Annotated in this window: 18 protein-coding genes and 1 pseudogene; 4 read left to right on the top strand and 15 right to left on the bottom strand. The window is 69.9% G+C overall.

Annotated elements, in window-relative coordinates; genetic code table 11:
• Positions 1-4 precede the first annotated feature (4 nt).
• From ACN28C_RS04435 to ACN28C_RS04425, 3 genes are all read right to left on the bottom strand, one after another.
• Positions 5-1,444 carry a hypothetical protein gene (locus tag ACN28C_RS04435; RefSeq protein WP_422772309.1) on the bottom strand — a complete coding sequence of 480 codons (1,440 nt, stop codon included), beginning with the start codon at positions 1,442-1,444 and terminating at the stop codon, positions 5-7.
• On the bottom strand, positions 1,441-3,675 hold the full coding sequence (locus tag ACN28C_RS04430; RefSeq protein WP_422772308.1) for a hypothetical protein: 2,235 nt from the start codon (positions 3,673-3,675) through the stop codon (positions 1,441-1,443). Before ACN28C_RS04430 ends, ACN28C_RS04435 begins: the two co-directional genes overlap by 4 nt.
• A 141-nt stretch (positions 3,676-3,816) precedes the next feature.
• Positions 3,817-4,413 carry a toll/interleukin-1 receptor domain-containing protein gene (locus tag ACN28C_RS04425; protein ID WP_422772307.1) on the bottom strand — a complete coding sequence of 199 codons (597 nt, stop codon included), beginning with the start codon at positions 4,411-4,413 and terminating at the stop codon, positions 3,817-3,819.
• A gap of 441 nt (positions 4,414-4,854) precedes the next feature.
• Here ACN28C_RS04425 and ACN28C_RS04420 point away from each other — a divergent pair, with 441 nt between their 5' ends.
• Positions 4,855-5,892, top strand: coding sequence for a hypothetical protein (locus ACN28C_RS04420; protein WP_422772306.1), 1,038 nt, complete (start codon positions 4,855-4,857; stop codon positions 5,890-5,892).
• A 139-nt stretch (positions 5,893-6,031) separates the two neighbouring features.
• Here ACN28C_RS04420 and ACN28C_RS04415 read toward each other — a convergent pair whose 3' ends face one another.
• Together ACN28C_RS04415 and ACN28C_RS04410 are read right to left on the bottom strand one after the other, a co-directional pair.
• Positions 6,032-6,994, bottom strand: a complete 963-nt coding sequence (locus tag ACN28C_RS04415; protein WP_422774952.1) for a hypothetical protein — start codon at positions 6,992-6,994, stop codon at positions 6,032-6,034.
• A 198-nt stretch (positions 6,995-7,192) separates the two neighbouring features.
• Positions 7,193-7,330 (bottom strand): annotated as a pseudogene (locus tag ACN28C_RS04410) (helix-turn-helix domain-containing protein); the annotation flags it as partial.
• Positions 7,331-7,407: 77 nt separating this feature from the next.
• Here ACN28C_RS04410 and ACN28C_RS04405 point away from each other — a divergent pair.
• Positions 7,408-7,827, top strand: a complete 420-nt coding sequence (locus tag ACN28C_RS04405; protein ID WP_422772305.1) for a hypothetical protein — start codon at positions 7,408-7,410, stop codon at positions 7,825-7,827.
• Here ACN28C_RS04405 and ACN28C_RS04400 read toward each other — a convergent pair.
• The 9 genes from ACN28C_RS04400 to ACN28C_RS04360 form a co-directional block, all read right to left on the bottom strand.
• Positions 7,817-8,263, bottom strand: a complete 447-nt coding sequence (locus tag ACN28C_RS04400; RefSeq protein ID WP_422772304.1) for an HIT family protein — start codon at positions 8,261-8,263, stop codon at positions 7,817-7,819. The two genes, ACN28C_RS04405 and ACN28C_RS04400, sit on opposite strands and share 11 nt — an antisense overlap.
• Before the next feature lie 83 nt (positions 8,264-8,346).
• Entirely contained in the window at positions 8,347-9,576 is a 1,230-nt protein-coding gene (locus tag ACN28C_RS04395; protein WP_422772303.1) for an MFS transporter, read from the bottom strand.
• A 216-nt stretch (positions 9,577-9,792) separates the two neighbouring features.
• The gene (locus ACN28C_RS04390) at positions 9,793-10,845 is read right to left on the bottom strand and encodes a lytic polysaccharide monooxygenase auxiliary activity family 9 protein (RefSeq protein WP_422772302.1); all 1,053 of its coding nucleotides are present in this window, start codon (positions 10,843-10,845) and stop codon (positions 9,793-9,795) included.
• Between the two features lie 322 nt (positions 10,846-11,167).
• On the bottom strand, positions 11,168-12,199 hold the full coding sequence (locus ACN28C_RS04385) for a glycoside hydrolase family 11 protein (protein ID WP_422772301.1): 1,032 nt from the start codon (positions 12,197-12,199) through the stop codon (positions 11,168-11,170).
• A gap of 500 nt (positions 12,200-12,699) precedes the next feature.
• Positions 12,700-13,275, bottom strand: coding sequence for a hemerythrin domain-containing protein (locus ACN28C_RS04380; RefSeq protein ID WP_422772300.1), 576 nt, complete (start codon positions 13,273-13,275; stop codon positions 12,700-12,702).
• A 92-nt stretch (positions 13,276-13,367) separates the two neighbouring features.
• On the bottom strand, positions 13,368-13,511 hold the full coding sequence (locus ACN28C_RS04375) for a putative manganese transporter (RefSeq protein ID WP_422774522.1): 144 nt from the start codon (positions 13,509-13,511) through the stop codon (positions 13,368-13,370).
• 41 nt (positions 13,512-13,552) lie between these two features.
• Complete coding sequence (locus ACN28C_RS04370) at positions 13,553-13,726, bottom strand: hypothetical protein (protein WP_422772299.1); 174 nt, start codon at positions 13,724-13,726, stop codon at positions 13,553-13,555.
• A gap of 130 nt (positions 13,727-13,856) precedes the next feature.
• Positions 13,857-14,501, bottom strand: a complete 645-nt coding sequence (locus ACN28C_RS04365; RefSeq protein ID WP_422772298.1) for a heme oxygenase (biliverdin-producing) — start codon at positions 14,499-14,501, stop codon at positions 13,857-13,859.
• Between the two features lie 67 nt (positions 14,502-14,568).
• On the bottom strand, positions 14,569-15,792 hold the full coding sequence (locus ACN28C_RS04360) for a SagB/ThcOx family dehydrogenase (RefSeq protein ID WP_422772297.1): 1,224 nt from the start codon (positions 15,790-15,792) through the stop codon (positions 14,569-14,571).
• Positions 15,793-16,366: 574 nt separating this feature from the next.
• Here ACN28C_RS04360 and ACN28C_RS04355 point away from each other — a divergent pair.
• Positions 16,367-17,734, top strand: coding sequence for a PepSY-associated TM helix domain-containing protein (locus tag ACN28C_RS04355; protein WP_422772296.1), 1,368 nt, complete (start codon positions 16,367-16,369; stop codon positions 17,732-17,734).
• A gap of 166 nt (positions 17,735-17,900) precedes the next feature.
• Here the strand turns inward: ACN28C_RS04355 and ACN28C_RS04350 are convergent, their stop codons facing one another.
• Positions 17,901-18,794 (bottom strand): acetyltransferase, encoded by an 894-nt coding sequence (locus ACN28C_RS04350; RefSeq protein WP_422772295.1) that lies wholly within the window; start codon positions 18,792-18,794, stop codon positions 17,901-17,903.
• A 353-nt stretch (positions 18,795-19,147) separates the two neighbouring features.
• Here ACN28C_RS04350 and nhaA point away from each other — a divergent pair, with 353 nt between their 5' ends.
• Positions 19,148-20,458 carry a Na+/H+ antiporter NhaA gene (gene nhaA / locus ACN28C_RS04345; RefSeq protein WP_422772294.1) on the top strand — a complete coding sequence of 437 codons (1,311 nt, stop codon included), beginning with the start codon at positions 19,148-19,150 and terminating at the stop codon, positions 20,456-20,458.
• Positions 20,459-20,655: the final 197 nt, after the last annotated feature.

The following is a 20,655-nucleotide window of genomic DNA, read 5'->3' as shown; positions in this document are numbered from 1 at the left end:
GGTCTCACTCATCTTCTTCGCGCACCCCGCCGCTCCGGTCCTCGCCGCTTTCGATCTCCTCCTGAGCGGTGGGCCCGGCCACTGCGGCCGCACGCTGGCGATCGACCTCCGGCTGCGGCATATGCATCACCTCGGCGAAGAGAGAACTGCCGCCGAGGTCGACGGTGTTGAACTGCCCCTGCGCGGTCATCGTCTTGAGCATCTCGAAGCGCATGGAGTCGAGCCGCTGCGCCTGCTCGCGTTGGACTCGCTCGTTATGTAGCCGGTCCTCGCGGGCCTCCTTCTCGCGTCTGAGCCGGTCGACCCGGTCCTGCGTCTCACGCCGCTGCTCCCGCTCCGCCCGGCGTTCGTCCTCCTCCCGCTGCCAGTCCCGCTCGACCTTGCGCTCCTCCCGGCTCGCCGCCCGCAGTGCGAGCTGCGTCTCGCGATTCTGCAGCGCGTCCTGGACCGCCTGCTCCCGCGCGCTGTCGTCGATCGCCTTCAGGCCGGCGGAGAGGCCCTGCGCGTCGAGCTGCCCGGCGGCGTACGCGGCCAGCAGCGCCCGCTTCGGGTCCCCATTGATCATCTCGACGTTCTTGCCGAACTCGTGTCGGGCCACCTCGCCGCGGCGCTGGAGCAGGTCCAGCTCATGCTCCGCGTCCGCCGACGCCTTCCGGAGCCCTTGTGCGTGCTTCCAGTCGTCGAGCTCCAGCTCCTGCGCGGAGGTCGCGGACGTCTTGCGCAGGTCGTGCGTGTGTGACCGGCCGTCGAGGTCCAACTCGTGGTCACGCCGGCCACTCTCCAGTGACTGGCTGTGCGCCGCCGTGCTCATCTCCTTGCGGTGCAGGTACTCCAGCTCCTGCCAGTCGAGCTTGTGCGCGAACGCCGATTTGCGTACGCCGTCCTCGAAGTCGACGAGCGCCTTGGGACTGCTCACCTCGACGCTGGCGAACCGGACCTGCATGCCCGACACCCGCGCCGGCACGTGGGTCAGATAAGCCCTGACCTGCGCACTCACCATTCGGCGGACCTCGTTGACCTCGGTGAGCTTGTAGTCGAGACCGAGTTCGAAGATCCGGCTGTGCGCCTTGAGGTGCCCCTGCAGTACCTCGTACGCATTCACGCCGCCGCTGACCACGGCCACCGGATCGTTTACCGTGCACCGGAAGGTCACCAACACCTCGAAGCAGGAGGCGTCTGCCGAGGGGATGGCGAGGCTCACCACCACCAGCGCGTCCCGACGCATGTCCACGACACTCACGTTTGTGGCGTTGACGATTCGCTCGTCAGCCGGGGACATCCGGTCGTCGTCGACGATCAGCTCACCGGCCACCCGGTACACCAGCGACTGGTGTGCGGACGGGCGGGGAAGCTCCTCGGCCCGGCGGCTGCGCCGACCGAACCAGCGCGCTTTTTCGGCCGGGTTCAGCGGCCGGCACTCCAGGATGGGGTAGGGAGCGTTCACAACGTGCCTCCAAAATGGATCTTTCGGGCGATGGCATCGAGGCAGGCGACCAGCACCTCGGCGAGCGGCTCCTTACGGCCCTTGCGTGCCTGCTCGTCGACCTGCATGAATGCGTTGTGGAACATGTGTCGCTCCACGGGCGGCAGGGATTCGGCCAGTGCGGTGCCGAAGTCGCGGGCCCGCACCGTGGGCTCCGAACTGATGTCACGGAGCGCGTGTAGTCCTTGTCGCAGCGCGTAGAGGGCCTCCCAGCGAAGCGGGCGGAAGCGGATCACGCCGGCCCAGATGCGGGCGATCACCCTCAGACGCTCCGGGTTCGTGTCCAGGTACTCCATAACCGCCGGGCGGTCGCTGCGGATACTCCGGGCGGCGACGACCGCGAGCGCGGCCGCCATGGTGAGATTCCGCAGCCGCATGAGTTGGGCCGTCGGTACGGGCCCCCTGCGGTCCTTCGGTCCGGCGCCGGTGCCGAAATCGGTCATCTTCTTGTCAAGCAGGTTGAGCACCGTGGCCGGGTCACCGTCGTCGTCATCGCTCAACGTGGCGAACAGCGAGGCTATCGCCGCGCATCCGGCGGGCCACAGGTTGGTGTTCTGCGACATGAGTTGCCACAGCCGGTTCACGGCCTCGGACGGGAAGAACACCCCGAGTTCGCCACCGAACGCGACCACGGCGGTCCACTTACGATGAGCGTCCTGGCTGCGCGACCAGGCCACCGCCGTGTGCAGGGCGATCGATTGCAGCCCTTCGCGATGGCACATGTACCACAGGACGTAGGTGGCCGTGACCTGACCGGGCCATTCCTCGCTGCCTGCGCCCCACGGTTCGACATAACAGCGCAGCACCTCGTTGACGCTGGAGCAGGCGAGCCAGGCCAGCCCGCTCGCGACCGCCGTGTGGCTCTCCTCGTCCTGCCCGATTGCCTCCGTGAGCCACTCGCGAATCGCGTCCCAGAAATGGATCGTCTGGGTACGCCAGAGTTCGGCGAGTACGTGCCGACGGTAGCCCTCGTCCTTGAACGCGATGATCTGGATCGTCGCGCCCAGCCACGGCACGGTGCGCACCTCCAGCAGGCCGGTGCCGTGCAGCCGGGACTCCCGCTCACCGAAGATGTCGGCGTCCTCCTTGCGGATCTCCGCCTTGGCTCGACCGTCGGTGACTCGGTCGGCGACCACCTCGTGCAGCCGTTCGAGCAGCGTCTCGTACGTCCGCACGTCCGTGCCCTCCAGGAAGCACAGGGCTGCAGTGGCGATGATGTCCCGGTGTCCGGGCCGGCCGGCGAACCACTCCAGGACGCGTCGGCCGACGCTTTCGTCGAGCTTTTTCAGCGCCTCGGCACTGGAGAGGTGCTCGTCGCGGATCATCCGCGCCATGGCCACCAGGTTGTTCAGCGAGCGGTCGTCGCCGAGCGTGGCCATGACGTCGTGGACCACCGCATCGGTGTCGTCGCAGTCGCTCAGCTGCGCCCGCAGTACCAACTCGGAGTCCGGCTGCTCCCACGCGATGTGCGGCACGGATCCGGTGGCGATGACACCCACGGTCGAGGTGGTGATGACGAGATGGGCCCCCGACTCGTGGATGCGTTCCTTCACGCTGGACCAGGTGAACTCGAGGTCGGCCCGCTGCCGTTCCTGTACGTGGTCGAGCACCAGGTAGCCGTAGCCGGCGCTGTAGGTGCGCTCCGCCAGTTCGCGTAGCGACAGTGTCGGTGACAGCACGATTAGTGCTCCTCCGGTGACCCGGCGGAGCAGGTTGATACCGCCCGCCCGGCGCCCGGCGCCCGGCTGGCCCTCGATGACGACGACGTGGTTGTGCTGGAGCTTCTTCAACGCCTCGTCGAAACACGGCGGTTCCGCGTAGCGGTGTACGACGGCGTCGATTTCCTCCGCTGCCAGCCGGCCGGTTACCTTCCGGTGGCCGCCCGCCCGGCGTTCGATGCCGTCCTGGACACCGAAGACCGCACGGTTGGCGTCGACACCGCCGTAAAAGATGTTGGTGACGGCGGCTACCCGTTTCGTCACGTCGTCGACGTGCTTGCGGTCGGCCCTGTCCCTCCCGTCATCCGGCGTCGCCGCACCGTGGTCGGCGAGGCCACCGAGATCCAGGTCCCGCTCGTCGCGCTCGGGCGTGCTCGGGGACTCGTCCGCCGTGACGGAGTCCGCCGTGACGGACTCCGGTGTCGTGGGCTCCGCCGTGACGGACTCCGGCGTCCCGGGCTCCGGTGGCGACAAGTCGGGTGCCGGCGACCGTACCGGGGGTGCGGCCGGGTCCGGTGGCTCCGGTGTTCTGCCGGCGAACGGCGGTGCCACCGGCGACGCGGGTCCGTCGGTCGGAGCGGTCACGTCGGACCGGGGATCGGCCGGCATCGGTGCCTACTCACCACGGTTCACGACCACGCCGAATACCCCGTGCGAGGCATCGACCCGGTCGTGGAAGTTGTTGGTGACCGTGGACTGGGCCGGGGCGGCTCCCGGCCGACCAGCCGCCGGGGGCGTGGGCTCGGTGTCCGGCGGTCCGTCGAGAAGGGCCACGAGCTCGTCGGCCACCCGTTCGACCTCCTGCTCGATACCCCGGATCCGGAGAGTCCGGTACTGGTGCAGCGGCAGGTCCCGCAGGTCTTCTGGCAGATCCTCCGCGACCGGCAACGTGGCGTCGCCGACCAGGATGGGCACCACCCGTACCCGCCTACGGAGGGCCTCGGCGATCTCCCGACGTACGTAGTCGGAGGGATCGTCGATCCGGCGCTCGCCGTGCGGATCGACATCGAGCCAGCGGTTGCCGATCACGGCCACCAGGATCCGACACTCCTGGATTGCCGTCCAGATCGTGCCCGGATACCGCTGCCCGGGGCCGATCGTCCGGTAGTCCCGGAACACTCGTTCGCCGATCCGCTTCGTGAGCGCCTGGTCGATCAGTAGTGCCGCGAGTGGCTCGTCGGCAGTGCGATAGTTGACGACTATGTCGATCATGTGGATGCCCCCCAACTGCGATTACCAATAAAAAGAGCTCGTACCGGCGAGCGATGGATCGGGTCGGTGCGACCTCGGTGCCACCAGTAAGTCGGAGAGTTTCGCCCCACGAAGCGGGATTCGCTTCCGGCGGAAAGCGTCCCAGTGGGAACCCCCGCGAAACAAGCGGTTATCCGGCAGATCTGAGCTGGACGACAGGACACCGGAACGAGCGTGGTGGACGGCCCTGGTGACGATCAATCAGCGGTCGTGGACGGCAGGACAAGCGTAGGTCATGCTTACGGATCCCCCCAGGTGGATGATTCGTGCGACACTGTGCTCCCCCGTATCACGGCGCATCGGATCACATGGTGCAACGGTTTGTGGACAATGACTGGCCAATCTTCTGGCCACGCCGTGGCCAGGGGACCGGCTTCGCAGGCTGAACCGACGGGAGAAGCCGTGCACGTCGACCCACCGGCACTGCTGGCTGAGTTGCGTTCCCTCCGGAAGGGGCGTGCGACCCGGCATCCGTCGTTTCCGGCCCGGCTCGGGCCGCAGGTTCGCGACCTGTGCGGCGTGCTCGACGGTGACAGCGGACCGGCGGCCCGGTTGAAGATGGCCGAGACTCTCCAGGCACTGCTCGACAGCGAGACGCACGACGCCTGGGTGTCGGCCGCGGCCGCGCTCGCCCTGCTGCCCGAGGCCGACCAGCGCGACCTGGCGGCCCGTGAGCGCTGGCTCGCCGGGCAGTTGCACTGCCACGAGCGGACCGCCCGTCGGCGGGTCGACCACGCCTTCCAGGTTTTGGCGCAGAAGGCGGCCGTCAGCCCACCGGGTGGACCGGATGGGCAGCTCGTCGAGCGCTGGCAGGTCACCGCGATTCGTGCCCTGCTGCGACTCGACGGCCCAACCCCCGAGATCACCGAATACCGCAGCATCGTGATGACGGGCGACAGTGTCGACGAGATCTTCTGTCGCTTCACCCTGCCGCGCGGAGCGCCGGGGGCCCATGACCACGACCTCAACTTGGAGCTGCTCTACGGTGGCAAGGTCCGGGCGCGGTCGCAGCCGCACCCGGAGCACTTCGTATACTTCATCCAATTGCCGCGTTGCTTCGAGGCAGGCGCGACGCACGAGTACGCGATCCGGCTCACACTGCCGCCGGGCCAGCCGATGGCGCCGCACTACGTCATGCAGCCGCTGGTGCCGATCCGGTCCTTCGACCTCAACGTCAGATTCGGCCCCTCCACGAATCCACCGACCGTGTGGCGGGTCGACGGAGTTCCGCCCCGAATGGTGGACGTGGAGCCCGACGAGGCAAACCTGCTCCAAGTGGATCGCTTCGGTGAGCTGCATCTGCGGTTTCGCAATCTCCGGCAGGGATACGCGTACGGATTGACATGGTCGGATGGCCAGGCCAGGCCCGGCCATCCGACGGCGGGTCAGCCAGCCAGCGAAGCCAGCAGCGCCACGACGAGAGCCACCACGGAACCATGAGACTCCATTTTCAACACCCCCTCGACGGGCTAGACGTGATGCGGTACGCCCAGCGTCGGGCAGGCTGAATAGTGGTTGACAGGCGTTGTCCGTCTCCCTTTGCGAGGACAACGGGAAACGTCTTCGTCTGTAGTCGCCGTCAGGAGATGCTGGATACGTGCAGGACGGCGCGCAATTTCGGCAGCAATTCACGGACCGCGGGCTCACGACGCCACCGGTTGAGCAGGTAGCCCAGCCGCGCGAAATCGGACCGCACGGTGGCAGAGTCGACGTGAGCGGCGGGGCCGAGCAGGGCGTTCGTCAGCTCGCAGGTCTGTTCGAGCTCGGCTGCCTCGGCATACGCGAGCGCCAACCGGGCACCGAACCGGACCCGGGTGCGGATCGCGGCCGGCGCCACTCGGGTGAGTTGGTGCTCGAGAATCCGCGCTGCCTCGACCGGCCGGCCGAGGTCGTACAAGCACCAGCCGCGCACCATCCCGGCCGGATCGCTCAGCGTCGACGTGCCGACCACTGGTGTGGCCGGGGGCGCGAGCGCCAGATGCCGCGCCGCTCGGTCGAGGGCGCGCCGGCAGGCGTCCTCGTCGCCGCCGAGCGCGTGCCCCTGCGCCTCCCGCTGCGCGGCCAGCCCGCGCACGCGGTGGTCGTCGGCGACGGACTCGGCGCGTCGGGCCAGCTCGACCGTCCGCACCGCGTCGTGCCGGTACAGCGAGACGAGTGCACGGCGTACGTCCGTGTAGGCGGCAAACTGCGCGTCACCGCCGGCCGCGGCGAGGTGCGCCGCCCGGCCGGTCCAGAGCAGTGCGGCGGCGTCGTCACCCGCCTCCTGCAGGCACCAGCCCGCGTACTCGGCGAACCGGGCGGCGAGCATCAGGACCGACGGTCGTTCCGTGGCGGTCACCGTCCTCGCAAGGGCCCGCAACGTGTGCGCCTGGGCGAGCACCGTCGGCAGGACGATCGCGGGTGGCTGCCGCTGGCCGAGCCCACGCAGGTCGCTGAAGAGGGCGGCGATCTCATCGAGCGTGCCGTCGGGAAGGTGGTGTCCGCTCGCGGCCGGCAGCGTCCAGCGGCCGACCTGCGCGGCGCTCGGGTCTTCGACCGGCACGACCGCAAGTCGTCCGGCACCCCCGTCGGTAACCGTGAGCGTCCAGTCCTCACCCGCGTGGCCGTGCCGATGATGATCTGCGGTTGGATGGCCCACGGTGGAGCGCGTCTCCTCGGTCGGCGGCACCGGCTGAGCGAGCCGTCGCAGGTCGCCGCGTGCGCACAGGATGACGTCGCACTGCCGCGCGAGCTGTTCGGACGGCGCCTTGTCGCCGTTCTCGACCTTGCTGAGATGGCTTTTGCTGTAGTGGACGCGGTGCGCGAGGTCGTTGAGCGACAGGCCCGCCTCGTGCCGGAGCCGTCGGAGCTCATCACCGAACCGTGGCCGAGCTTCCATCCACACAGTATTCGGGTCGGCTCATTCCGCGACAACCTTCCGGCCGGCGCACGGTGCAACTCGAAAGGATCGATCTCGTGAGCTCCATCTACGATTCCCCTCGGCTGAAGCACCTCGAGTTTCTCCAGGCCGTGATCGCCCGGATGGGAAACATATCGTTGCGGTTGAAGGGCTGGACGGCCACCTTGGCGACCGCCCTGCTTAGCCTGTCGGCTGAGCGGCACAGTTGGCCAGTGATGGCGGCCTCGCTGCTGCCGATCTTCCTGTTGTGGTGTGTCGACGGCTACTACCTACGTCAGGAGCGGCTCTTCCGGCGGCTCTACGATGCTGTGCGACTCGCCGACGACACGGTGGAGTCGATGGAGATGAGTCCGTCGCGGTACCGGGCGCAGATCACCTGGGCCGGTGCGGCACGATCGGTCACCCTGGTGGCCTTCTACGGCATGATCGTCACGGTCGCGCTCGGTTTCGTCGCGATCGGGGCGCTCACGGCCTGAGCCCGGCCAGTTCGGTCCGGATCAGCTCGGCGACACGTTCCCGCGTCGGCGATTTCTGGGGTGGCCTGGCCGGCCAGATCTGTCCCATGTGGTCGTCCTTCCAGCGCGGCACGACGTGGACGTGCAGGTGGAACACTGACTGCGTCGCGACCTCGCCCGCCGAGCTGATCAAATTCATTCCTTGCGGCCGCAGCGCCCGCCTGATCGCCGCGCCGACGATCGCGGCCGCCGTCGCCACCGGTGCCACGTCGGCCGGATCGCCGTCCCAGAAGTCGCGGAGGTGTTGCCGCGGCACGACGAGGGTGTGTCCGACTGCGGCCGGCCGGATCGGCGGGAACGCGACGACCTGTTCGTCCTCGTACACCATGATCGCCGGTTGCCGCCCTGCGACGATCGCGCAGAAGGCACAGTCCAGGCGCGTGGCGTCACGTTCCATGCGCCTATCTTGCCGCCCCGATCCTGGCGCTCCGGCGCGGCGGTCGGTAAACCGCGGGTCAAGAGGGCAGCCGGCGCGGGTCTTCACCTCTGCGGCAGCGGCTCGGGTCCGGACAGCGACGCGACACCGGGTTGGCCGACGGTGTCCTGTCGGTGCGGTGCACATCGGGCGGGCCGGATGCGCCGCTCGCACAGCGTCAGCGCCAGCGCGGCGATGCCGAGCAGCGCCCCGATCAGTACCGTGCTCTGCACGCCGTGCCTGGGCAGCGCGAGGCTGCCGATCAGGGCGCCGCCGGTGATGCCGACGTTGACGGCGGCGGAGACCGTGGCGGCGGCCAGGTCGGAGCGCCCGGGCGCCACCTGGAGCACGACCCCGCCGAGCGCTGCGGTGAACGCGGCGAACGCCATCCCGGCCAGGGCGAGCAGGACGACGGCGGCCGTGGGGCGGTGCCCGACCGTGTAGAGCCCGAGCAGCGCCACCGACTGGAGCGCGACGGTGCCGACCAGGGCGAGCCACGGGCTGCGGTCCACCAGCGCTCCGACGGCGAGAATCCCGAGCACGCTGGCGACGCCGCGCGCCAGCAGGATGACCCCGACCGACGCGGCGGGGAACCCGCTGATCTCGGTGACGAAGAGGGCGACATAGGTGTACGCGGCGATGGCGCCGGCGGTCGCCAGGACGGCCACGGCGACGAGTAGCCAGAAGCGGCGGGCGTCGGGTGTCGCGCCCCGGGCGGCATGCCCCTGGCCGGGTCGGGTCGAGGGCAGGAGCGTCGCCACCGCGACCAGCACCATCGCGCCGATTCCGGCCACCGCCAGGAACGACATCCGCCAGCCGGCACGCTCGCCGAGCCAGGTGCCGGCGGGCACCCCGAGGACCAGCGCGACGTTGCCGCCGGCGAACACGATCGCGACCACCCGGCCGCGCAGTCCGGGCCGGAAGAGTTCGGCCGCGGCCGGCACCACGATCGCCCAGAAGAGCGCATGGGTCGCCGCGGTCGCCATCCTGGCCGCCAGCAGCAGCGCGAAGCTGCTTGCGAACACCGTGATCGCGGTGCTGGCGACGAATCCGGCGAGCAGCGCCGAGAGCAGTCGCCTACGGGGAATTCTCCTGGCCAGCGCCGCCAGTGGGACCGAGGCGACCATCACCACCGCGCCGTACGCGGTGACGAGCATGCCCACCTGCGACGGTGAGACGGCCAGGTCCGTGGCCATCGGGAGCAGCAGCCCGATCGGCAGCGCCTCGGCGGTGGTGTAGAGGAACGTCCCGCCGGCCAGTCCGGCCAGCGCGCCCACGGCCCGTCTCTGCCCCATCCATGCCTCCCAGTGTTACCACTCAAAGTGGCTACGATGGAAACAGGCTAGTGGGCGAAGCTGATCCTGCACAACCAGCAAACTTGGTTTCGATGGAAACAGTCGGGTGGGTCCGGCGGTCGCCCAGGAGGTCGGAGCAGGACCACGCGTCGCCGCATCGGCCGGGTACGCGAAACGGGGGTGGCACCGTCGGTGCCACCCCCGATGCGGGCGCTGCTACCTGGCCGTACAGCTCAGGGTCGGCGCGGTGTTCGTGCCGTTCCAGGCACCGTTGAATCCGAAACTGGTGGAAGCATTGGCGCCGAGGGTGCCGTTGTGACCGGCATTCGTGGCGGTCACCGATGAGCCGCTCGAGGTTATCGACGCGTTCCACGAGTTGGTGATGCTCTGGCCGTTGGGCCAGGTCCAGCTCACCGTCCAGCCGGAGATGGCGGAGTTGCCGGCCCGGACCGTGACCTGGGCGCCGAAGCCACCCGACCACTCGTTCGTCTTCGCGTACGTCGCGGTGCAGCCACCGTTGCCGGAGGGCGGCGGGGTGGTCGGCGGCGGGTTCGTGGGCGGCGGGTTCGTGGGCGGCGGGTTGGTCGGCGGCGGGTTGTTGCCGCCGCCGAAGGTCACGTCACTGCAGATGTAGTACGGCTGGTCGAGGTGGCTCGCCTGCCAGATCGTGTAGATGACGTGCCGGCCGGTGCGGTTGCCGGCGTTGACCTGAGCCTCGTAGAGGCCGGTGGTCGGGTAGCTGCCGGTGCGCAGCACCAGGTCGAGGCTGCCCCAGGTGAGCGGCTGCCGGGTCGGGTCGAAGCCCTGCTTGGTGATGTAGATCAGCATGTAGTCGGCGCCGTGCCGGGCACCGTCGGTGAGCGTCAGCGTGAAGTTGTTCGGCATCGGCTTGGCGACCCAGGCGCCGACCGCGTCGAGCGACGCGTAGAGGCCGCCCTGGGTGCGGCCACCGCTGCAGAGCTGCCCGTCCGGGATGGCGGCCTGGTGGTTGCCGCCGACGTTCTCCCGGAACAGGCCGTTCCAGTTCCACATCGTGTTCGGGTTGGCCTGCCAGGCCTGGGCGCACATCGGGTCGGTCTGCGCCATGTTGGGGTTGAGGTGGTCGTCACCCCAGCGCTCCCAGCAACCGTAGTTCCGCGACGGCGGGTTGGTGACGGACCCGTGTGCCGAGGCCGGGCCGGCGTGGTTGACGACGACCATCGTGAACCCGGCGGCGAGGAGGGCAACCGCACCGAGTATCAGGCGGTGGACTCTTCGTGAGACTTTCATCAATGCTCCAGCGTTTCCGCCGGCGCCTGTCGCTCGACGGGATGCCCGGACCCGCAAGGAGACATGCGCCGATCGACTTTGAAGGACCCCGGAGTCGCAGGCGACAGGCACGCGCACTGCACCGGGTAACTGGCTCCCGCGACGATGCTACTAGATGTATTTAAAGATGTGAATCTTGTTGTCGGGGCTGCGGCCCCGCCGCACCGCAAAGGCCATCCGGCGGACCCGGAGTTCGTGGGAGGGTCCGCCGGATGGCCCGGAGAATCCGATCCGGCGGGTGGGGTGTGCGACCCAGGTCGTCACCACACCCGCCGGCATAAGGTCAGCCCGTCGAGCAACTCGCGGTCGGTGTCGTGTTGTTGCCGTTCTTGTAGAGCGTGATGCCGAAGTTGTTGCCATTGCCGTTCGGGCGCGCCGTCAGGGTGCCGCTGCTGCCGCTGATCGAGGCGTTCCAGCTGTTCTGCAGGCTCTGGCCGCCGTTCGTGCGGATGGTGACGACCCAGTTGCTGGTGCCGCTGACCGAGAAGGTCGTGTTGAACCGGTCACTCCACTCCTCGGCACGGCTCACGCTGACCGAGCAGTTGCCACCACCGGGCGGCGGGTTGGTCGGGTTGGGCGGGGGGTTGGAGCCGCCGCCTTCCCGGACCGTGATGTCGGAGCTTCCGCTGCTCTGGTAGCCCTCGGTGGCCATGACCTGGTAGGCCCAGCTGCTACCGAGGTTCAGTCCGGCGCGGGCCCAGGCGTCCATGTGGTTGCCGAAGGTGATCGTGCCACCGCTCCGCTTCTGCTGGCGGACGCTCCAGAACTGGTAGAACGTGGCGGTGCCGTCGATCGACGGCTGGTTCACCCGCTGGCTGCGGAGGATGTCATAGGTGCCGCCGTCGGTGGTGACCGTGCCCATCCGGGTGGCGCCGCTGCTCGGGTTGTAGCTGCCGAAGTTCTCGACGACGTAGTACTCGATGAGCGGGTTCCGCGTCCATCCGTACAGGGCGAGGTAGGTGTTGTTGTTGCCCGGGTTGTAGGTGCCCGAGTAGCTGACCGTCCGTCGGCTACCACTGGACCAGCCCTTGCCGCCTACCCAGTTGTTGGTGCTGTTGCTCCAGCTGCTGGAGTAGCGGCCGTTCTCGCGCAGCGTCATGCTGGCGTTGCCGCTGTCCTTCCAGAACGAGAAGAAGAACCCGTTGTGCGTGCCGGTGGCGTTCGAGGTGAGGGTCCGGTCGGCCTCCGCGTACGCGGGGCCGGACAGGATCGCCGTGGTCCCGGTCGTGGCCAGCGCTACGGCGCAGGCGCCGCCGATGAGCATCCTGAGTAGGCCGCGTCTGCGGCTTCTCACCTGGACGGGGGCGTCGTTCATGTACGTGTTTCCTCCTCTTGACGGCTGGCGGGGGCGCCAGCTGCGCGGCACGATCCGGAGAGTCGCCGGTGGCCAGGGGAGGCCACCGGACGTCGGCGTCGCACCACGCGGTGGTGGTGGGCCGGTCGTCCCTGTGCTACGACCGGAGGAGTGGGTCGCGGTGGGTGGCACGACGGTGATTGAGCTCCGTCAATGGCGCCAGTATTGGTCCATTGCCGCCAACTTGTCAACAACTTTCGGAAACATTGTGGAAACCTCGCCCCGGTCACAGGCTTGGCCAGGGACAGCATCGAGCCTGGCCAGTAGTCCTAGCTGAACGCTGGTTCTTCGGGGTTGACCTGACGAGGCCCTGGCCGGAGGATTGAGATCCGGACGGGTGTCACCGAAACTTCCGGAGATCTTCCGGACCGCGCCCGAATGGCCCGGCCGGACCCCTTGGTGGTCCGTGGCCGGGCCGCCCGTCGGCAGGCGCGCCTGCCGGTCAGCCGTGGCGGAGTGGGTCACTCCTGGTCGCGGTGCGACTCACGCCAATCCCGTACCGCGTCGCGGATCCGATCGAAGACGGCCAGCGGCGGGCCGGCCATCAGGTTGGCCGGGGCCGACTCCCCGGTATGCGGGTGCGGCCTGGTCGGTGCCGTCGCCTCGGCCGCGCGTACGGCGCCCGCCATCCGCCCCAACTGGGCCGGTGAGAGGTCGCGACGCAGCGACGGGAACTCCTCCGTCTCCTCCCGTGTCGCGTGCGCGACGACGGCCTCGGAGAGGGTGGCCAGGCGTCGTTCGAAGTCCGGATGCTCCACGCCGAGGTCGTAGAGGGCGGCGAGCTCGTGCTTGGCCTCGTCCTCCTCGTGCCGGAGCTGGCCGGTGACCTCGTCACCCCGGTCGATCCTGCGCCGGGCGGTGGGATGCACGACGATCTCCTCCGCGCTCTCGTGCACTGCCAGCAACCGGACCAGATCCTGGAACAGCTCCCGCTTCCGCGCCCCCTTGGCGTGGCCGAGCTGACCGAACAGCGTCTTGATCTGGTTGTGCTGCTCCACGAGAAGATCCAGGACATCCTGCTTCACACCCGCGGTCACGTACACCACCTCTTCCGGCCGTTGGTCGATGCCTGCGCCTTCCCCTGCCGGCTGGTTTCATGCCTGCCCGGTGTCGCGCCGCAGCTCCTCCGTCAGCCGGGAAGTGCGAGCAGTGCCAGTCCGACCAGGATCGCCGGAATCGTGGTGATCACGGTTGCCGTGACGGCGGCCCGGCGCCGCAGCGCGGCCAGCGGGATGAGGGCACCGCCGTCCTGGCTGATCGCGTTGGCCACCAGGCCGGAAACGCCGGCCTGCTGTGAGCTGTGCCGCTGCGGCCTCAGGACGCGTCTGGGCGGGGAGCGAGGCCGAGCTTGGCACAGGACTCGCGGTGCATCCGGGCCGCCTCGGCGCGAACCTGGCGGCGCTCGGCGAGCATGCTGGAGAACGGTATCCGGACCGGCACCGGCAGGCCGTCCACGGTGGCCACGAAGTCCATCCCGTTGGCGTCCATCCCCGACATCGTCGCCGCCGATGCCTCCGGCAGGCCGCCCAGCCCCTGGCAGATCACCCGGCGTCTGCGGCGTGGTCGCCGTTCATGTGCTGCATGATCGCGGCGACGACGTCGGGCGTGAAGGGCGTCATCAGGCGGCTTCCCGCTGCGGCAGGACGCGGCGACCCAGCTCTTCCACCAGCGCCGTGTTCAACCGGTAGGCCCGGGAGACCTCGTCCAGGAACCGGTCCTGGTCGAGGGCGTCCCAGGGTGCCTCGTCGAGCAGTTGCCGGTAGCGCTGCTTGAACGACCGGGCGTCCACGCCGGGAAAGGCGTAGAAGCTGGTGCCGACCTCGCCGAGGCCGTACGAGCGGTGCAGTACCCGGCGCATGATCTGGCCGCCGGACAGGTCGCCCAGGTATCGGGTGTAGTGGTGCGCGACGAACCCCGCCGGCCAGGTGAAGGCCACCTCCCGGAGCCGTTCCCGGTATTCGACGGTGGCTTCACCGGGACTGAGCCGGGCCCGCCAGTCCGGGCCGAACAGGTGCGCCAGGTCGGTCGCGAGGGCCGGCATCCGGTGCAGCTCGTCGAAGACGAACGGGCCGGCCAACGGATCGGCGCGCATCGCCTCGGCGGCCGCTTCCAGCGTCTCGTACACGAAGTAGAGCTGCTCGGCGAGGGCCGCGTACCCGGTGCGGTCGAGGCGGCCGGCAAGCAGTGCGTCGAAGTATCCCGTGCCCTGGGCCGCCGCATGATCGGCCCGGGTCAGCTCTCGCAGCTTGGTCGCGAATCCCACGTCGCACCTCCGTTCTTAGGTTAGCCTAAGCTACGAGGCGGCGAGTGGGATCGTCGGAACGGATGATCTACAACGGCGGCGGCGTCCCGGGTGGCGCAGACGGCTGTGAGTGGGCGCGTAGGTCCGCCGGATGCGGCGCGACGAGCTGGCCCGGATCGGTGAGCCGGGCCCGACTGATCCCCGCCGGCATCCCGCTCTCGTCGTGCACGGGTGCGCCGGCGCCGAACATGTAGAGACAACCCTCCGCGAAACCGTCGACGCCGAGGGCCTCGTCGAGTTCCTCGTCGCGGAACGCGGCGCTCTGCCAGGCGCCGAGCCCCACCGCGGTCGACGTCAGCACGAACGTCTGCCCCAGGTGCCCCGCCGAGAGCAGCGTCACCCGCAGCGCCCGTGAGTGCCGGTACTTGTACATCGTCCGCTCGAAGACGGCGGTCACGAAGCAGACGAACGCGGACGGCGTACACATCTCCGACTCGTAGGTCAGTCGGTGCAGCCGGGCCCGGTCGAAGCCCGGATCCACCAGTTCCAGCGCATGTGCCTCGGCGTTGTAGTGGTACAGCCCCGGTGGCACGTCCTGCACGTCGAGGACGGCGACGTAGCCCTCCAGCTCGTGCCGGGCGCCGCCGCACGGGCTGGTCCGCAGCATCAGGGTGCCGAGGTCGCCCGCGTCGTAGAGCTGCATCGGCCCGAAGGTGTAGAACAGCACCGTCGAGAGCTGCGCCAGGCCGGCCGGATCGCCGGTGAAGACCCGGTGCGTCCGTCGCCGCGTCAGCACCTGTCCGAACGCCTCGGCCAGCGGCAGGAACGCCCGCGGTAGGTAGACCCGTGGCGCCTCCGGGTAGGACTTGAAGATGGCTGGCGGGTTCCCGCCGGTCTCCCGTACCCACCGGGCATCCGACCGGCGCTGCTCCAGGCTGTCCCCGGTGTAGATGGTGTTGCGGGTGCCGAAGTGGAAGAAGCGCGCCTCCTCCCCCCAGGCCCGCCAGGCCCCGAGAAACCGCTCCTCGCGTTCCGCCCCGGTGCGGTCGACCAGCAGGCCCGCGTCGGCCAGCGCCTCCACCGCCTCCCGGACCGAGGCGGTGTCGAAGTCGCCGAGCCCGGCCGCCGCCTTCTCAACCGTCGACCAGTCCGTGAAGTGCTCCAGCAACTCCACCGCCCGTGCGTCGACGGCCACCGCGTTCTCGGCCTCGGTGTCGGTGGAACGGCTCTCGAGGTAGTTCTCGGCCGTCAACTCGCCGTCGTGCCAGTAAATCATCAACGTCTGTGCCCGTCGGAACTCCACCTGCGTCACGCCATTCTCCCTTCGACATCGCGGCAGGGCCGGCAGCGGCCCTCCGCAGGGGCGCGGCACGCACGGACCGCGACCCGGATCCGGCCGGTCGCCGCCGGAAAAGATCCCGACGGCGACCGTCCCACGTGATCGCGACCTGTCAGCCGTGGTTGTTCAGCAGCCGGCTGCGGGTCTTCTTCCGGCGTACGACGACCTTGAGCGGCTTCTTCATGGCGGGGTCCTCCTCTCCCGGGAGCGCGACCGGCTCCCGGCACTGGACAGCGGATAACCCAGTAGTCGGTGCGTCCGTGGCGTCAGTTCCCAGTTAATCCAAGAATCTCGATGGATCATGCGTCGTCAAAGTGGTGGGAACTACCGCGCCCATCCGAGCGACTAAATAGGTGATTTTCGATGCCAGACCGCCGACGGTCGGGCATCTGCCAGCGAATTCGTCCGGGACGCAGCGGAGGTTTCCTTGTCCACCACAGTCAGACCACCATCGGATCCCCGGCCGCCGGCGCCGGCCACGACCTCCGCGCCACCGCGCCGCCGCGGGGAACGGGATCGTTCGTCGATCATCCCGTTGGTGCTACGGATGCACTTCTACGCCGGCGTCCTGGTCGCGCCGTTCCTGATCGTGGCCGCGCTCAGCGGTCTGGCGTTCGTCTTCACCCCGCAACTGGACCGGCTCGTCTACGCCGACGAACTCCGCGTCGCACAGGTCACCGGGGAGCCACGGCCCCTCGCCGAGCAGGTCGCCGCCGCCCGCGTCGCGCATCCGGACGGTGACCTCGCCTCGGTCATCCCACCGGTCGCGGACTCGGAGACCACCAGGGTGGTCTTCTCGCTGCCGGAGCTGGGCGAGAAGCAGCACACGGTCTACGTCGACCCGTACACCAACGAGGTCAAGGGCACCCTGACCACGTGGTTCGGCGAGACCCCGTTGATGACCTGGATCGACGACCTGCACCGCAACCTGCACCTCGGCGTGGTCGGCCGGCACTACTCCGAGCTGGCGGCCTCCTGGCTGTGGGTGCTCGTGCTCGGCGGACTCACACTCTGGCTGCACCGGCAGTGGAACGGCCGCCGGCAGCGCCTGCGCCGCATCGTCCTGCCCGACCTGGCCGCCGGCCGGGGTGTACGGCGTACCCGGGGCTGGCATGCGGCCACCGGAGTGTGGCTCGCGGTCGGGCTGCTGGCCCTCTCGGCCACCGGCCTCACCTGGTCCCGCTACGCCGGAGCCAGCTTCGACGTGGTGCAGAACGCGTTCAACGCACACAGCCCGACACTGGAGACCACGCTGCCCGGCGCGGCCGCCGGTGCCGGGCCCGACACCGGCCACCACGGCACGCCGACCGGCACCGGCGCGGTGGCAGATTCCGCCGACATCGACGCGGTCGTCGCCGCCGCCCGCCAGGCCGGGCTCGGCGGCCGGGTCGAGGCCAGCCCGCCGACCGAGCCCGGTACGGGGTGGACGGTGGCCCAGGACGACCCCACCTGGCCGATCGGCTTCGACCGGGTCGCCGTCGACCCGAGCAGCGGCGCGATCGTGGCCCGCAGCGACTTCGCCGACTGGCCGCTGCTGGCCCAGCTGTCCAAGCTCGGCGTCGCCTTCCACATGGGCTTCCTCTTCGGGCTGGTCAACCAGCTGCTGCTCACTGCGCTCGCGGTCGGCCTGCTCTGCGCGATCGTCTGGGCGTACCGGATGTGGTGGCAGCGGCGCCCCACCCGGGCCGACCGTGCCGCCCCGGTCGGCGCACCTCCCGAGCGAGGAGCGTGGCGGCGGGCGCACCCCGGTGCCGTGGTCGTCGCCGTCGTGCTGGCGGTCGCGGTCGGCTGGGCGCTGCCGCTGCTCGGTATCAGCCTGGCGGCGTTCCTCGTCGTCGACGCCCTCGTCGGCATGGCGCGGCGGCGACGCGTCCGCGCCACGGCGCCGACCTCGCCCAGCGGGGTGCGCGGCTGACGACGGTGCAACGGTGGATGGCGGCACCCGTCCCAGGGGCGTGGTCGCCGCCATCGGCCGTCGTGCCGCACCCACTCGGCGATCCGGCCGGTCAGCGTGACAGATGCCTGGGCCGGTCAGCGTGACAGATCCTCGGGCCGGTCAGCGTGACAGATCCTCGGGCCGGTCAGCGTGACAGATCCTCGGGCGGGGCGAAGACCACCCGGGACCGTAGCCGCCGGAAACCGGTCCGTTCCAGTTCGGCGACCGTCCGTACCCGGTGCGCGTCCACGTCGGCGACCACCTCCCGGGCGCCCCCGCCGGCCAGTACGCCGACCGCGTCGGCCAGCAGGTCGGCCCGGACCGCCTCGTCGAGCAGGCCGAGATAGGCGAGGAGTGGATAGCAGGCATTTCCGGCCGTCCCGGCCAGCCCGACCGGGCGCCCGTCGGCCAGCGCGATCCGCCAGGCCTCGGCCGGACCGTCCAGCCAGGCCAGCGGGTCGGTGCCCAGGTCGACGCCGGCCGACCGGGCCACCTCCCGGCCGGTCAGCACCTCCGGCTCGGCGATCCGGGCCACCAGGGCGTTGATCTCGGTCTTGTCGACGGCGGGCCGCAACGCGTACCGGCCGGAGGCCGCCGGCAACGGCGTACCTGTCCAGGTGCAGCGCAGGCGTTCCTCTCGCTCGACCAGCCCGGCGAGCCGGGCCGCCGCCATCGGCGCCTCGACGACGGCCTGCACCTCCGGCCGGCGCCGCCAGTACGCCGGCACGGCGGCGTAGTAGGTCAGGGGACCGCCGAGCGCTTCGTGAGCGGCGCGCAGCAGTTCGGCACCGACCTCGGGGTCGGTGGTGTCGAACCGCTCCAGCCACGGGTCGCCGGTGGCACCGGGCGGCCGGAGCCAGGCCGCCCGGGCGACGACCCGGCCGGCGCGCAGCGCCACCCAGGTGCGCTCGGGTCGGTAGCCACCGCCGGCCACGCCCTCGGCGTAGCCGACCTGGCGCAGTTCGGGCAGCGGATCGGGCATGGACTCGAACAAACTTTCCTCGCCCGCGACGAGCGGGCGGATGACCAGATCGGCCATGAGGTGATCCCTCCGGAGGCGAGCGCCCCGGATCAGATCCGCGCGAACGCCGGGGCGCGGAGGGGGCGCAGAACGTCGGACACGGTTCTGACCTCCTTCCGGCTCGTTCGGCGGTACCGGCAACGTACGGGACCTGATTGCTCGTCGCAACACGATTCCGCGCCGGACCGCGCGGACCCCGATCGCTTCGCGCGGGGTGCGGACCCCGATCGCTTCGCGCGGGCGCCCGCCGTCCGGACCGTCCGGACCGACACGATGGAACAGCCGGGCCGACACGTTGATCGGCTACGGTAGGTGCGCGCGCCGGAACGTATGGTCGGCGACCCCCGCTGTCGACCCTCCGGGAGGCCTGTGTGACATCGACCCCTGGCAAGCCGTCCGGCCGGATCTTCGGTCGAGGCAGTTGGCCGGAGGTCCGCCGGATCGGTGACATCCTCCGCGTCGAAACGGTCGGCGGCGCGCTACTGCTCGCCGCGGCCGTGCTCGCTCTCGTCTGGGCGAACAGCCCGTGGCGCGATCTCTATCGCCAGCTGGGCGACGCGCGGGTCGGGCCGGCGGGCCTGCATCTGGACCTGACCCTGAACCAGTGGGCGGCGGACGGCCTGCTCGCGATCTTCTTCTTCGTCGCCGGGCTGGAGCTGAAGCGGGAGTTCGTCGCCGGTGACCTGCGTAGCCCGAGCCGGGCGGTGCTGCCGGTCGCCGCCGCCCTGGGCGGGATGACCCTGCCGGCCCTGATCTATGTCGCCGTCAACGCCCGTGCCGGCGGAGAGGCGTTGGTCGGCTGGGCGATCCCGACCGCCACCGACATCGCCTTCGCACTGGCCGTGCTCGGCGTCATCAGTACGCATCTGCCGGCGGCGCTGCGGACCTTCCTGCTGACCCTGGCGGTCGTCGACGACCTGCTCGCAATCTTGATCATCGCGCTCTTCTACACCAGTTCCCTGCACCTGGCCCCGCTGCTGCTGGCGCTGCTGCCGCTGGCGCTCTTCGCGCTGCTGGTCCAGCGGCGGGTCCGGTCCTGGTGGCTGCTGCTGCCGCTGGCGGCGGTGACCTGGGGGCTGGTGCACGCCTCCGGGGTGCACGCCACGGTTGCCGGGGTGTTGCTCGCCTTCACGGTGCCGGTGATCCGCCGGGCCGAGGGACCGGGCATCGGGCTGGCCGAGCACTTCGAGCACCGGTTCCGACCGCTGTCGGCGGGGTTCGCGGTGCCGGTCTTCGCCTTCTTCGCCGCCGGCGTGTCGGTCGGCGGCCTGAGCGGTTTCACCAGCAGCCTGAGCGACTCGGTGGCGCTGGGCATCGCGGTCGGCCTCGTCGCCGGCAAAACGGCCGGTGTGCTGGGTGCCTCCTGGCTGGTCCAGCGCTTTACGCGAGCCCAGCTCGGCGAGGGACTGGGCTGGTGGGACATCTTCGGCCTCGCCCTGCTCGCCGGGCTCGGCTTCACCGTCTCGCTGTTGATCGGCGAGCTGGCGTTCGGCACCGGCACGGAAAGCACCGAACACACCAAGATCGGCGTACTGGTCGGATCCCTGCTGTCGGCGCTGCTCGCCACGGTCGTACTGCGGATCCGCAACCGGCATTACCAGAGCCTGCACGAGATCGAGGAGCGTGACGCGGACGCCGACGGGATCCCCGACGTCTACCAGGGCCGCGAACGGCAGCTCTGACCGCCGGTACCAGGCGGTCCGACGCCTCGGCTGCGCCCCCGATCAGACGGGCGGCATCACGAACCTGCCGTCGGCGTAGTCACCGAAGGTCTGCGCCGCCGCCCAGCCGGAGGTCTCGGCGATGCGGAAGATGATCCTGGGAATGTACCGACCTGGACCCGTCGGATCCCCAGGTCGGCGCGCGTGGCCCGATCCGG

Origin of the sequence: Plantactinospora sp. WMMC1484, from assembly GCF_049315195.1 — a bacterium.
Taxonomy (GTDB): Bacteria; Actinomycetota; Actinomycetes; order Mycobacteriales; family Micromonosporaceae; genus Plantactinospora.
Note: the sequence above shows the minus strand (reverse complement) of the source record. Positions and strands in the feature narration are given on the sequence as shown.

What these genes read in the sequence shown, in the direction of transcription:
- ACN28C_RS04425 (WP_422772307.1), bottom strand. Translation starts at nt 4,413, where the DNA reads ATGATCGACATAGTCGTCAACTATCGCACTGCCGACGAGCCACTCGCG.
- ACN28C_RS04400 (WP_422772304.1), bottom strand. Translation starts at nt 8,263, where the DNA reads ATGGAACGTGACGCCACGCGCCTGGACTGTGCCTTCTGCGCGATCGTC.
- ACN28C_RS04395 (WP_422772303.1), bottom strand. Translation starts at nt 9,576, where the DNA reads ATGGGGCAGAGACGGGCCGTGGGCGCGCTGGCCGGACTGGCCGGCGGG.
- ACN28C_RS04390 (WP_422772302.1), bottom strand. Translation starts at nt 10,845, where the DNA reads ATGAAAGTCTCACGAAGAGTCCACCGCCTGATACTCGGTGCGGTTGCC.
- ACN28C_RS04385 (WP_422772301.1), bottom strand. Translation starts at nt 12,199, where the DNA reads ATGAACGACGCCCCCGTCCAGGTGAGAAGCCGCAGACGCGGCCTACTC.
- ACN28C_RS04370 (WP_422772299.1), bottom strand. Translation starts at nt 13,726, where the DNA reads ATGGACGCCAACGGGATGGACTTCGTGGCCACCGTGGACGGCCTGCCG.
- ACN28C_RS04355 (WP_422772296.1), top strand. Translation starts at nt 16,367, where the DNA reads ATGCACTTCTACGCCGGCGTCCTGGTCGCGCCGTTCCTGATCGTGGCC.
- ACN28C_RS04350 (WP_422772295.1), bottom strand. Translation starts at nt 18,794, where the DNA reads ATGGCCGATCTGGTCATCCGCCCGCTCGTCGCGGGCGAGGAAAGTTTG.